14 protein-coding genes are annotated in these 12,537 nt (G+C 44.8%); all 14 read right to left on the reverse strand.

Features of this window, described 5'->3' with window-relative positions; genetic code table 11:
* Positions 1–47: 47 nt before the first annotated feature.
* Positions 48–1,478 carry a PTS glucose transporter subunit IIBC gene (gene ptsG, locus CWO27_RS02405; protein ID WP_017062145.1) on the reverse strand — a complete coding sequence of 477 codons (1,431 nt, stop codon included), beginning with the start codon at positions 1,476–1,478 and terminating at the stop codon, positions 48–50.
* 445 nt (positions 1,479–1,923) lie between these two features.
* A complete protein-coding gene (locus tag CWO27_RS02410) occupies positions 1,924–2,691 on the reverse strand; it encodes a TatD family hydrolase (RefSeq protein ID WP_107898510.1) in 768 nt (255 codons plus the stop codon).
* Positions 2,682–3,647, reverse strand: coding sequence for a DNA polymerase III subunit delta' (locus CWO27_RS02415; RefSeq protein ID WP_048659710.1), 966 nt, complete (start codon positions 3,645–3,647; stop codon positions 2,682–2,684). The genes CWO27_RS02410 and CWO27_RS02415 overlap by 10 nt, the downstream gene beginning before the upstream one ends.
* Positions 3,648–3,653: 6 nt before the next feature.
* Positions 3,654–4,286, reverse strand: coding sequence for a dTMP kinase (gene tmk, locus CWO27_RS02420; RefSeq protein ID WP_107898511.1), 633 nt, complete (start codon positions 4,284–4,286; stop codon positions 3,654–3,656).
* 10 nt (positions 4,287–4,296) lie between these two features.
* Positions 4,297–5,313, reverse strand: a complete 1,017-nt coding sequence (gene mltG, locus CWO27_RS02425; RefSeq protein ID WP_107898512.1) for an endolytic transglycosylase MltG — start codon at positions 5,311–5,313, stop codon at positions 4,297–4,299.
* Positions 5,310–6,188 (reverse strand): aminodeoxychorismate lyase, encoded by an 879-nt coding sequence (gene pabC / locus CWO27_RS02430; protein ID WP_102432554.1) that lies wholly within the window; start codon positions 6,186–6,188, stop codon positions 5,310–5,312. Before pabC ends, mltG begins: the two co-directional genes overlap by 4 nt.
* Positions 6,189–6,292: 104 nt before the next feature.
* On the reverse strand, positions 6,293–7,537 hold the full coding sequence (gene fabF, locus CWO27_RS02435) for a beta-ketoacyl-ACP synthase II (RefSeq protein ID WP_019821243.1): 1,245 nt from the start codon (positions 7,535–7,537) through the stop codon (positions 6,293–6,295).
* A 93-nt stretch (positions 7,538–7,630) separates the two neighbouring features.
* Positions 7,631–7,864 carry an acyl carrier protein gene (gene acpP, locus CWO27_RS02440; protein ID WP_004737381.1) on the reverse strand — a complete coding sequence of 78 codons (234 nt, stop codon included), beginning with the start codon at positions 7,862–7,864 and terminating at the stop codon, positions 7,631–7,633.
* Between the two features lie 166 nt (positions 7,865–8,030).
* A complete protein-coding gene (gene fabG / locus CWO27_RS02445) occupies positions 8,031–8,765 on the reverse strand; it encodes a 3-oxoacyl-ACP reductase FabG (protein WP_029235138.1) in 735 nt (244 codons plus the stop codon).
* A gap of 24 nt (positions 8,766–8,789) precedes the next feature.
* A complete protein-coding gene (gene fabD / locus CWO27_RS02450) occupies positions 8,790–9,713 on the reverse strand; it encodes an ACP S-malonyltransferase (protein ID WP_102478249.1) in 924 nt (307 codons plus the stop codon).
* A gap of 80 nt (positions 9,714–9,793) precedes the next feature.
* A complete protein-coding gene (locus CWO27_RS02455; protein WP_010437276.1) occupies positions 9,794–10,744 on the reverse strand; it encodes a beta-ketoacyl-ACP synthase III in 951 nt (316 codons plus the stop codon).
* Between the two features lie 5 nt (positions 10,745–10,749).
* Complete coding sequence (plsX, locus tag CWO27_RS02460) at positions 10,750–11,775, reverse strand: phosphate acyltransferase PlsX (RefSeq protein WP_017062152.1); 1,026 nt, start codon at positions 11,773–11,775, stop codon at positions 10,750–10,752.
* Between the two features lie 9 nt (positions 11,776–11,784).
* Positions 11,785–11,955, reverse strand: a complete 171-nt coding sequence (gene rpmF / locus CWO27_RS02465; RefSeq protein WP_004737376.1) for a 50S ribosomal protein L32 — start codon at positions 11,953–11,955, stop codon at positions 11,785–11,787.
* Between the two features lie 35 nt (positions 11,956–11,990).
* Positions 11,991–12,518, reverse strand: a complete 528-nt coding sequence (gene yceD, locus CWO27_RS02470) for a 23S rRNA accumulation protein YceD (protein ID WP_046222705.1) — start codon at positions 12,516–12,518, stop codon at positions 11,991–11,993.
* Positions 12,519–12,537: the final 19 nt, after the last annotated feature.

Below are 12,537 nucleotides of genomic sequence, written 5' to 3' on the forward strand. Positions count from 1 at the left end.
AAAAAAGGAGGCCTTTCGGCCTCCTTTCAATTTATTGAATCAGTGAATTAACCGTTGTTACGGATCCACTCATCCATGTCTGTCTTAAGGTTGTCAGACTTAGTACCGAAGATAGCTTGTACGCCACCAGCAACTACAACAACACCTGCAGCGCCTAGTTTCTTCAGTTTGTCTTGGTCAACAAGAGCTGTATCAGCTACTGCAACACGTAGACGAGTAATACAAGCGTCAAGACCTGTGATGTTCGCTTTGCCACCGAATGCAGCAACTAGCTCACCAGCAAGTTCAGAACCAGTCGCAACTGACTCTTCTTCAGTCTCGTCTTCACGGCCTGGAGTTTTAAGGTCTAGAGCTTTAATCACAGTGCGGAATACGATGTAGTAGATTGCAGCGTAAGCAATACCACATACAACCATTAGACCCATCTTAGACGCGTTGCCAGATAGAACTAGGAAGTCGATTAGACCGTGTGAGAAAGATGTACCGTGTACAAAACCTAGAGTGTTCGCAAGAACGTAAGCAGAACCAGCTAGTAGAGCGTGGATTGCGTACAGAACAGGAGCAACGAATAGGAATGAGAATTCGATTGGTTCAGTGATACCCGTTAGGAATGAAGTCAACGCAGCAGAAGCCATGATGCCCATTACTTTAGCGCGGTTTTCAGGCTTAGCTGAGTGTGCAATCGCGATTGCAGCAGCAGGTAGACCGAACATCTTGAACATGTAACCACCAGCTAGCTGACCGAAGCCATTGCCCGCTGCACGAGATGCGTCATCAGCAACTAGGTAACAAGTAAGAACACCGTTTTGAGTTTCGCCAGCAGCGTTTACACAAGTACCAGCTTCAAAGAAGAAAGGTACGTTCCAAACGTGGTGAAGACCAAATGGAATTAGAGAACGCTCAACGATACCGTAGATACCAAACGCCACTTGTGGGTTTTGGTGAGCAGCCCAATCAGAGAACGCAGAGATAGCGCCGCCAACTGGTGGCCATACTACAGATAGTAGGATTGCTAGACCAATCGCAGAGAAACCTGTGATGATTGGCACAGCACGCTTACCAGCGAAGAAGCCAAGGTACTCTGGTAGTTGAATACGGAAGAAACGGTTGAATGCCCAAGCAGCAACACCACCGACTAGGATACCACCTAGTACACCAGTATCGATTTTATCAACGCCCATTACACCAGCCATTACGCCAAGTGTAGCAGTCATGATGCCGTAACCAACGATAGCAGCTAGACCAGCCACACCATCGTTGTTAGTAAAGCCAAGTGCAACACCTACTGCGAACAGTAGTGCCATTTGACCAAATACTGAACCACCAGCTTGTTCCATTAAGTTTGAAACGATTTCTGGAATGAAAGGAAGATCTGCTGCACCGACACCTAGCAAAATACCCGCAACTGGTAAAACTGATACTGGAAGCATCAGAGACTTACCAACTTTCTGCAGGCTAGCAAAAAGGTTCTTAAACATGTTTATGCTCCTGATAAAGATAAAATAATTATATTGGGTTCTAACGGCACACCCCCGTAGCCTATATGTTAGCACCCTGCGAAAATGTAACCATGTATTGCATTATATTTTCTGCCGCTAAATATATATTGATGGGGAACTAACTTTCTAGTCACTTACGAAATTTAGTTTCAAAACACGTCTTGGATCACATGTCAAATCTAGAAATGCAATGCTTTACAATTATTTAATTAATTGAAATACATAGATATTTTTCAAGAGCCCTATTATTTTACTGGGTAAATAAAATAGGAGCTAATGTTATTTTTAGTAACAAAATTACAAATGTTATAATTAGCGCTCTCAAGTTCAACATAATTCGTAAACATTAAAAAAAAACGCATTTTTGGTGATCAAAAACACAAAAAGGGAGCTTTCGCTCCCTTTTATTTGTTTAGTTAGATTTTTATCGCAAAAAAAGTTTCTGGTAATTTTTGGTCGTTTGTTCAGCAACCTCTTTCATCGACATACCTTTTAATTGCGCAATATAGGCCGCCACTTCCACGACATATGCAGGTTGATTCTGCTTGCCACGATATGGAATTGGCGCCAAGTATGGAGAATCCGTCTCGATAAGCAACCTGTCTAGCGGTAGGTTCTTAACAACTTCTTTAAGTTCTGTAGCCTGCTTAAAGGTCACAATACCTGAAATTGAGATATAGAAACCCAGTTCCATTGCCGCTTCAGCAAACGCTTGATCTTCAGTAAAGCAGTGAATCACACCACCACACTTCTCCGCTCCGCCATCACGTAGAATCGCGAGAGTATCTTCACGCGCGTTACGAGTATGGATGATCAAAGGCTTGTTCAGCTCTACGGCCAACGCGACATGTTGCTTGAATCGCAGTTGTTGCAACTCAGCCGTCTCAGGTTGGTAATGGTAATCTAAGCCTGTCTCACCAATCGCAACGACTTTTGGGTTGCTCGCGTAATCACGCATTCTCTCTAAACAGAAGTCACTCTCTACATCGAGAGGATGAACGCCACAAGACGCTTTAACGTTATCAAACGGCGAGATCATCTCGAGCATATTTTCAAACGAATCTAGTGTCACACCGACAGACAACAGCTGGTCTACGTTTGCTGCTTTCGCCTTGTTCACAACGTCTTCTACGTTTGTGTGTAAATCTTGGTAATCCAATTTGTCTAAATGACAGTGGGAATCTACGAACATGTTTCCTCGCAAGTGGCTATCAGCCAATTCATTATGAGTAGCTCCGTATTGAGCCCAGGGTGTTGCTTTAACTGCTCAATCAATGTGAGCAGCTTATTCGATGCTGCGTAAGCACTTTGATAAGACATCACCTCAACCAGTGCTTTCGCGCTAGGAGTGATAGCCTGATTCGACAAGCCAAAATGCAGCTTCTGTACGTCAGACAATAAGTGCCATAGCCAACCCAATTGAATCAAAGGGTCTTTGCTAAGCTCTGTCGAGAATTTTAGCATGTCAGGTTGAGTGCCCTTGATGACATTAACAAAGCCATCGAGCGCTTTGGTCGAAGCCTCTACTCCACCCTGCTCGAACATCGCCTTCGCTTTTAAAGGCGCGTTGTCATTAAGCGCTAAAATATATTGTGGGACAGCCTTACCAACTTCACCATCTAACCAAGCAGACCCCACCTCCAACTGTGGGCTTACCACATTAAATTGTTGGCAACGGCTAATGATAGTCGGCATCAAACGGTTACTGTTACGAGTAGAAAGAATGAAGATGCACTTACTTGATGGCTCTTCCAGAGTTTTCAGTAGTGCGTTGGAAGCCGATTCGTTCATTGCTTCAGCAGGGTTAAGCAAGATAACGCGCAAACCACCTAACTGAGAAGACTCTTGAGCCCAACGATTACTGGCACGCACTTGATCAACCGTGATCGACTTACCTTCTTTCTCTGGTGAGATCACATGAAAATCAGGATGACTGCCCGACTTCATCAATTCACAGCTGTGGCAAAACCCGCACGACTCGCTTTCATAGTTCGTACACATCAATGCGTCGGTAAGTTGGCTAATCAACGCATCAACACCAAGCCCTTCCGGCGCATTAACAATTACAGAGTTAGGAAAACGCTCCGCATCGAGACTTTTTTTCCACTCACTCCATACCGGTGTGAGCCAAGAATATACTTCAGCCATGACTACCTACTGTTTATCGAGCCAAGCAGTTAGCGCGACTTTAATATCAGCGGCTACTTGCTCAATTTCTTGCTGCGCGTTAATCACAAGTACAGAATCATCTTGTTCTGCAATTTCTAGATAGCGCTCACGCGTGCGGTCGAAAAATGAGATGTCCATCTTTTCAATTCTATCAAGCTCACCACGGCCTCTAGCACGTTCTAGCCCTACTCTAGGGTCTAGGTCCAAATATAGCGTTAGATCGGGTTTAAAGCCGCCTAGCGTGGTTGCTTTCAGTGATTCCATAGTAGTGCGTGCGATCTGGCGACCACCACCTTGGTATGCCTGTGAAGACATATCATGACGATCACCCAATACCCATTGACCACTGTCTAGTGCAGGCTTGATAACGTTTTCTACTAATTGAACACGTGCTGCGTACATCAGCAGCAACTCAGTCATGTCTTGAAGCTTCTCGCCTGCGTGCTCTTCTTTAACCAATGAACGCATCTTTTCAGCTAAGACAGTACCACCCGGCTCGCGAGTATTAATAATATCCTCAACACCCGATGCTTTTAATGTCTCAACGATGGCATTGATCGCTGTACTTTTGCCTGCGCCTTCAAGGCCTTCAACCACGATAAATTTCGACTGATTCATAATTATTTCTTTATCTGTTTTTTCTTAATTGTTTTAAGTAAGCTCGTACTGCACGGTTGTGCTCAGCCAAACTCTTTGAAAATACGTGCCCACCTGTTCCACTCGCGACAAAATAGAGATAGTTGCTCTTTTCTGGATTCAGAGCCGCATTAATTGACGCTCGACCTGCCATGGCAATCGGCGTTGGTGGCAAGCCACTCATTGTATAGGTGTTGTATGGCGTTGGCGTGCGTAAGTCTTTTTTACGGATATTGCCATCGTAGCTGTCACCCATGCCGTAGATAACCGTTGGGTCAGTTTGCAATCGCATACGCTTGTTCAGACGGTTAACAAATACAGAAGAGACACGCTCACGTTCTGACGCAACAGCGGTCTCTTTCTCAATGATAGACGCAAGAATTAACGCTTCGTATGGCGATTTAAGAGGAAGCTTATCCGCTCGATTTTCCCACTCTTCATTCACCACGCTCATTAGGTCGCGATGCGCGCGCTTCAACAAATCTAAATCAGTGGTGCCGTAGGTGTAATGATACGTTTCTGCTAAGAAAAGACCTTCTAGCTTCTCGTTTTCAATACCCAACTTTTCAGCGATCTCTTTTTCAGAAACGCCGTCCAACGTCTGTTGAATGAATTCGTTGTCTTTTAGCTGGACAAGCCATTCATCAAAGCGACTGCCTTCAACGAAGGTAATAGTGAATTGGTGCTCTTTGCCCTCAACAAGCACTTGTAGTGCCTGCTCTAATGTTAAACCCGGTTCAAGCAGGAAAGTCCCCGCTTTTACGTCTACAAGCTCAGGGTGTAATTTACGAATTAACTTCTCGTAAGGAGAAGCCTCAAAAAGCCCCTCGTTAATCAACTGGGCTAGAACGCGGTTAAAGCTGCTACCTGAAGCAACAGTCACGACTTGTGGTTTTTCTAATTGAATAACTTGTTTCAGGTTATCTTGTGCTTGGTTGTAAACATAAAAACCAGCAGCACCAGCTGCGATTAAGCACAAGATAATAAAAATAAATAACTTTTTGATCACGAGTTTAGTTGTCCTTGAAGGCTACGAGTAACGGTTCCAATGTTAAATTGGGTATCACTAATACGGGTAACTGGGGCAACCCCTAAAATGGAGTTGGTCATGAAAACCTCATCAGCTTGCATGAGTTGAGATAAGCAGTAGTCACTAATTGTAACGGAAAGTTCAGCTTGATTCAGCGCGGTTAACACTTGCTTACGCATAACCCCTGCTACACCACTTTGAGTGAGTTGAGGTGTGTATATCGCCTGACCTTTGCGCCAAAACAGGTTGGCCATTGTGGTTTCAATCACATTGCCTGAAATATCAAGAACCACACCATCCACTTCATTGGTTTGGTCCATTTCGTCTTTCATCAAAATCTGCTCAAGACGATTATTATGCTTATGGCCAGCAAGTAGTGGGCTCAAACCTAGCGCTTGATGGCAAACACCGAGTTCAACACCAGAATCTTGCAACGCTGAATAATGGCTTGGGAAATCAAAAGTACTGATGGTGACCGTAGGTTTAGCGATATTCTTGGTGCTGTAGCCACGCCCACCCGCTCCACGGCTAACGTGCAGCTTAATCCCTGCTTTTTCATTATGAGGTTTGTTTGCGTTATGGAACTTCTTTGAGCCAGAAAGGTTCTTTGTGCCATGAAGAGCGTTATGTTGGATGTGTTGAAGCGCAGTATCGAGCCAAGGACTAACAACATCCCAATCAAGAGCAGAAATGCGTAGCGCTTTCAGGCATTCATCTACACGATGCTGATGATCGTGAAAATGTTGAATCTGGCCACCTTTTACAAGCATGGTTGTAAAACAGCCGTCTCCGTACTGAAATGAGCGATCCAATATATCGACAGTTTGCTGGCTTTCTCCATCAACCCAAAACATGTTTTTCCCCATAAAAAGAAACGGCTCAATGCTAAAGCATCAAGCCGTTTAAAAACAAGTCTAATTGTGACTATCTACGAGTGTTTATGTCTTTAATAAGATGATTAAATCTTTTTGAAGATCAAACAGCCGTTTGTACCACCGAAACCGAATGAGTTACATGCAGCATATTCCATGTTGCTAACTTCACGCGCAGTGTGAGGTACTAAGTCAATATCTAAGCCTTCTTCAGGATCATCTAGGTTGATTGTTGGTGGAACAATTTGGTCAACCAGAGACATAGCCGTGATGATAGCTTCAGCAGAACCTGCAGCACCTAGAAGGTGACCAGTCATTGATTTCGTAGAAGAAACCAATACTTGCTTGCTGCCTGCTTCGCCAAGAGCACGCTTAATGCCCTTAACTTCCGCTACGTCACCCGCAGGAGTCGACGTACCGTGTGCGTTAACATAACCGATTTGTTCACCAGTAATGCCAGCATCACGCATAGCCGCTTCCATCGCTAGTGCGCCACCAGAGCCATCTTCACTTGGAGATGTCATGTGGTAAGCATCACCCGACATACCGAAGCCAACTAGCTCACAGTAAATCTTAGCGCCACGCGCTTTTGCATGTTCGTACTCTTCAAGAACCATCATGCCGGCACCGTCACCAAGAACGAAACCATCACGGCCTTTGTCCCATGGACGAGAAGCTTTTTGAGGCTCATCGTTACGAGTAGACAGTGCTTTAGCCGCACCAAAACCGCCCATACCTAGTGGTGTAGATGCTTTTTCAGCACCACCCGCTAGCATTGCGTCTGCATCGCCGTATGCAATCATACGAGCCGCGTGACCAATGTTATGTAGGCCAGTCGTACATGCAGTAGAAATCGCGATGTTTGGACCGCGTAGGCCACGCATGATAGACATGTGACCAGCAATCATATTCACGATCGTCGACGGTACGAAGAACGGGCTGATCTTACGAGGGCCTTTTTCAGTTAGAGCTTGGTGACCGGCTTCGATCAAACCAAGACCACCAATACCAGAACCGATAGCAACACCCACACGTGGAGCGTTTTCTTCAGTAATAGTTAGGGCTGAATCATCTAAAGCTTGAATACCTGCTGCGACGCCGTACTGGATGAACAAGTCCATCTTACGAGCATCTTTTTTAGTCATATACTCTTCGCAGTTAAAGTCTTTAACTAGACCTGCAAAACGAGTTGAGAAATTGGTTGCATCAAAGTGCTCGATATTAACGATACCACTTTGACCAGCTAGCAGGGCTTTCCAAGAAGATTCTACAGTGTTGCCTACCGGTGACAACATACCCATGCCAGTGACAACTACACGACGCTTGGACACGATTTTACACTCCGGGGATTGAGGTGATTTAAGATGAGGATAGATGAGTTAGATAAAACACAGGCGGTCGAGGTGACCGCCTGGGAGAGATTATTACTGAGCGCTAGTTACGTAATCGATAGCTGCTTGAACAGTAGTAATTTTCTCAGCTTCTTCATCTGGGATTTCAGTGTCGAATTCTTCTTCTAGAGCCATTACTAGCTCAACTGTGTCTAGAGAATCTGCACCTAGGTCATCAACGAAAGAAGCTTCGTTTTTAACTTCAGCTTCGTCTACACCTAGCTGTTCAACAATGATTTTCTTTACGCGTTCTTCGAGGTTGCTCATTTTTTCTTTTCCTTTACAGAGTTCGCTTTATGCGATGTTTTCCGTAGTTTATTCAATCTATTGAAAGTTGCAAGGTCAACTTTTCTGGTCAAACCACAATTTTCACGATTTTAACCGAAATTACGTATGATCTTGACTTAAATCATGCACAAATGTTGCACATAATTTACACCATGTACATACCGCCATTGACGTGAAGTGTTTCACCTGTGATATAAGCTGCCGCAGGTGACGCCAAAAATACCACAGCTTCAGCGATTTCGCGAGGGTCACCTAGTCGACCTGCTGGTACATTCGCCAAAGTTGCTGCACGTTGGTCATCATTTAGCGCTTTAGTCATGTCAGTTTCGATGAAACCAGGAGCTACAGTGTTCACTGTAACGCCACGAGACGCAACTTCACGAGCCATTGATTTAGTAAAACCAATTACGCCAGCTTTTGCAGCTGCGTAGTTAGCTTGACCAGCGTTACCCATAGTACCGACTACAGAACCAACGTTTACGATACGACCTTGACGCTTCTTCATCATGCCACGCAATACAGCTTTAGACATGCGGAAGATAGGCGTTAGGTTAGTGTCGATGATGTCATTCCATTCGTCGTCTTTCATACGCATAAGTAGGTTATCACGAGTGATACCTGCGTTGTTAACTAGAATGTCAATCGCACCGAATTCATCGTTGATGGTTTTCAGTGTAGCAGCAATTGAGTCAGTATCCGTTACATTAAGAGCAAGACCTTTACCGTTCTCACCAAGGTACTCGCTGATTGCAGCAGCGCCGCCTTCAGATGTAGCAGTACCGATAACTTTAGCACCACGCTCAACTAAAAGTTCAGCGATTGCACGACCGATGCCACGGCTTGCGCCTGTAACTAGTGCAACTTTGCCTTCTAAATTCATCATAACTTCTCTATTAAGTGGTTATTACTTAGCAGCTTCTAGTGATGCAGTGTCATTAACTGCAGCAGCTGTCATAGTTTTTACGATTCGTTTTGTTAGACCAGTAAGAACTTTACCAGGGCCTAATTCAAGTAGCTTCTCGACACCTTGTTCATTCATCGCTTGTACACCTTCAGTCCAACGAACTGGACTGTATAGCTGACGAACAAGTGCGTCTTTAATTTTTTCAGGGTTTGTTTCAGCAATAACATCAACGTTATTGATAACAGGCAGTGCTGGCGTGTTGAACTCTAGAGCTTCTAGAGCCACTGCTAGCTTGTCTGCTGCTGGCTTCATCAGTGCACAGTGAGACGGCACAGAAACAGGTAACGGAAGTGCACGCTTAGCGCCCGCTTCTTTACAAAGTGCACCAGCACGCTCTACTGCTGCTTTGTTACCCGCGATAACAACTTGGCCAGGAGAGTTAAAGTTAACTGGAGACACAACTTCGTCTTGCGCAGCTTCTTCACACGCTTTAGCAATCGCTTCATCGTCTAGACCAATGATTGCGTACATTGCACCAACACCAGCAGGAACCGCTTCTTGCATCAGTTGGCCACGTAGTTCAACCAGCTTGATCGCTTCTTTAAAGTCGATAACGCCCGCACATACGAGTGCAGAGTATTCGCCTAGGCTGTGACCTGCTAAGTTTACAGGTTGCTCTAGACCAAGCTCTTGCCATACACGCCAAATTGCAACAGACGCTGTTAATAGAGCCGGTTGAGTACGAAAAGTTTCATTTAGATTTTCTACTGGACCATCTTGAACCAATGCCCATAGATCGTAACCAAGTGCTTCTGAAGCTTCAGCAAATGTTTGTTTAACAACATCATACTGTTCGCCTAGGTCAGCAAGCATACCGATAGCTTGAGAACCTTGGCCTGGGAATACGATAGCAAACTTGCTCATTGTAATTATCCTTTAAGCAAAGCAAAAAATTGAATAAGGCACATAAGTTATGTGCCTTGTTTGTTGATTATCGCTTGAGGTTAGAATTTAACTAACGCAGAACCCCAAGTGAAGCCGCCACCAAAGGCTTCAAGAAGAAGCGTTTGACCACGCTTAATTCGCCCGTCGCGAACAGCCTCATCAAGGGCCGTTGGTACGGTAGCTGCTGAAGTGTTGCCGTGCTTATCAAGGGTAATAACTACTTGATCAAGCGACATCGTCAGCTTTTTAGCCGTTGCCGAGATAATACGGTAGTTCGCTTGGTGTGGAACTAACCAATCAAGCTCTGACTTATCCATATTATTCGCAGCTAATGTGTCTTTAACTAGCTTAGAAAGCTGAGTTACCGCCACTTTGAAGACTTCGTTGCCCGCCATGTGCAGCCATTTGTCTGCATCACCGCCGCGCTCTGGTACTTCTAGGCTTAGAAGCTCACCGTATTTACCGTCAGAGTAAATGTGAGTAGACAAAATACCTGGCTCTTCGCTTGCGCCTACAACCACCGCCCCTGCTGCATCACCAAATAGGATGATAGTAGAGCGGTCAGTCGGATCACAGGTTTTTGACAGTGCATCCGCACCAATTACCAAAACGTTCTTACACATGCCAGTCTTGATGTGTTGATCAGCAACAGACAGTGCGTAAACAAAACCAGAACACGCTGCAGCCAAATCAAACGCAGGGCAGCCTTTAATACCAAGCTTACCTTGTACCTGACATGCCGAAGACGGGAATGTGTGGCTACTGCTGGTTGTCGCAACGATGATTAAATCAATATCTTCTTTGTCGATACCTGCCATTTCAATGGCATTTTCAGCAGCGTAAAACGCCATATCAGCAACGGTTTCGTTTTCCGCTGAAATGCGACGCTCTTTAATACCTGTTCTAGCAACAATCCACTCATCGCTAGTCTCTACCATTTTCTCTAAGTCTGCGTTTGTACGCACCTGAGATGGCAAGTAGCTGCCAGTACCTAAAATTTTGCTATACATGAAGACTAATAATGCCTCTCGAGTAAAACCGCTTCCAAACGATCGCTAATGCGGCTGGGGACTTGTCGTTTGACCTCGTGTACTGCTTCACCAATCGCGTTGACGACTGCAGACACATCAGCACTTCCATGACTTTTAATGACAATGCCGCGCAATCCTAACAAACTTGCGCCGTTATACTGGTCGGGGTTCAAGGTTTTTAATTCAGTAAATAGCTCAGAAAACAACATTCTGGCTATCCAACCCTTTATTGTTGAAGCCATCATGCGCGTTTTTAGCTTATCAATAAAGAGCTGAGCTGTACCTTCGCACGTTTTTAAGCAGACATTGCCCACAAAACCATCACATACGACGACATCAGCAGCATCTTGAAGTAATTGATTACCTTCAATATAGCCTATGAAGTTCACAGACTGAGTGTTCGACAACATTTCAGCGCATCGTTTTACAAGGTCATTACCTTTGATTTCTTCTGCACCGATATTCAAGATAGCGACACGTGGAGCGCGACCTAAATGTTGTTCCGCTAATGCACTGCCCATGACAGCAAACTGAAAGAGTGAATCCGCGTCACTAGACACGTTTGCCCCTAAATCAAGCATCCATGTGCGATTCCCTGATGCGGTAGGCAAAGCTGAAACCAATGCAGGTCTATCAATACCGGGGAGGAGCTTGAGTCGGAAACGGGATAAAGCCATCAGTGCGCCAGTGTTACCACCACTCACACAAGCATCAGCCTGTGATTCGGCAACTAGATCGATAGCGGCACGCATAGAGCTACCCTGACTATTACGTAAGGCTAGTGAAGGTTTTTCAGAATTGGAAATAACTCGATCACAATGCTGGATACTCAAACGAGAATCAGGCATTCGACCTAATGAAGATAATTGAGATGTGATCGCGTTTCGATCACCTATGAGAATGACTTTTAGCTCTGGGAAATACGACAGTGCCTGCACGGCGGCAGGCACTGTTACACGAGGACCGAAGTCCCCGCCCATTGCATCAAGCGCAACGGTTAGATTTTGCAAAGGTCAACCTTACTTGTTGATAACCTTTTTGCCGCGGTAAAAACCTTCGGCAGTCACGTTGTGACGTAGGTGAGTTTCACCTGAAGTTGCGTCTACAGAAAGTGCAGCTGTAGTTAGTGCATCGTGTGAACGACGCATGCCACGCATTGAACGTGATTTCTTGCTCTTTTGTACGGCCATTGACCCTACTCCTATGTAAATTCTTAAAGAAGCAATTACTTCTTTAAGCTTTTTAAAACATCAAATGGATTCGGCTTTTTATCTTCCTCAATTTCTTCAGGAAGTTCACCAAATACCAAATTATTTGAGTTAACGCTACAGTCCGCATCGTCGTGCATTGCTATTTGTGGCAATCCAAGGATGAACTCGTCTTCAACTAATTGAATCAGGTCTAACTCACCGTACTCGTTCAGATCTACCAAATCGTACTCTTCCGGTGCTTCTTCTTCACTTTTCTCACTGTAAACAGGAGTATAAGTAAATTGGACATCGCACTCATGTGCGAAAACCTCATTACAACGTTGACACTCTAAATCGACTTCGACGTTAGCTTTACCAGAGATAACGACTAATCGTTGTTCATCAAGCCCAAATGACATTGAGACTTGCGCGTCACGTTTTACGCCTTCAGTTGCTTCGGTTAAACGCTTTAAAAGACTGACCTGAATGATACCATTCACATCGAGTCGTTTTTGAGCCGTTCTTGCCGGATCAACTGTACGCGGTATTTTTTCCTTTTGCATAGGGCGCGAATCTTATCTT

Source organism: Vibrio sp. 10N.286.51.C3, from assembly GCF_003050065.1.
Lineage (GTDB): Bacteria > Pseudomonadota > Gammaproteobacteria > Enterobacterales > Vibrionaceae > Vibrio > Vibrio crassostreae.